Raw genomic sequence first — 651 nt, forward strand, 5'->3', positions numbered from 1 at the left:
CGCCCGCGGGTGGAGCCCGCACGTCGCGGCGCCTCCTTCCTCCGGCCCGGCCGCCGTCACCTCGTGCTCGCGATGTCGGGCGGCCTGGTCGTCGTGGCCGTCGCCGCGGGTGCCAGCCTGACCATCGGCGGATCCGGCTCGTCCGAGTCCGCCTCGGCCACCGCCTCCGGACCGGCGACGCCGACCAGCGCCCCGACCACGGTCGCCGTGCTCCCCGCGACCACCGCCTCCGCGCGCGTGGTGCTGAGCGGAGTGTCGACCACCAGCGGCACGGTCGCCGGCGGCACGAGCGTCACGCTCCAGGGCTCGAACCTCGACTCGGTCGCCTCGGTGCGCTTCGGTGACCTCGAGGGCAGCGTGGCCGTCGAGAACCCCGACCAGATCACGGTGGTGGCGCCTCCCGCGTCCGGCGAGGTCGAGGGAGTCGTGCCCGTCGCCTTCTTCGACGCCAGCGGTGCTCCCATCACCTTCGACGCCGTGACCGAGGCCGCGGCAGCGGTCACCGCCGGCGGGACGCCCGTCGATCAGGCGCAGACCGCGCTGGCCACGACCGCCCCCGTGCCCGTCGCGGACCCGGCGGCGGATCTCGCCGCGCCGACTCCGTCCGCCTCCTCGATTCCCACCACCGAGTCGCTGCCGACCGCCACCGGC

At 76.3% G+C, this 651-nt stretch carries 1 protein-coding gene; it reads left to right on the forward strand.

Annotated elements, in window-relative coordinates; all coding sequences use genetic code 11:
- The coding region (locus IOC53_RS18660) for an IPT/TIG domain-containing protein (RefSeq protein ID WP_207408118.1) at positions 1-651 on the forward strand (651 nt) is incomplete at both ends.

The sequence above is a fragment of the Rathayibacter sp. SD072 genome (assembly GCF_017355185.1).
Taxonomy (GTDB): domain Bacteria; phylum Actinomycetota; class Actinomycetes; order Actinomycetales; family Microbacteriaceae; genus Rathayibacter.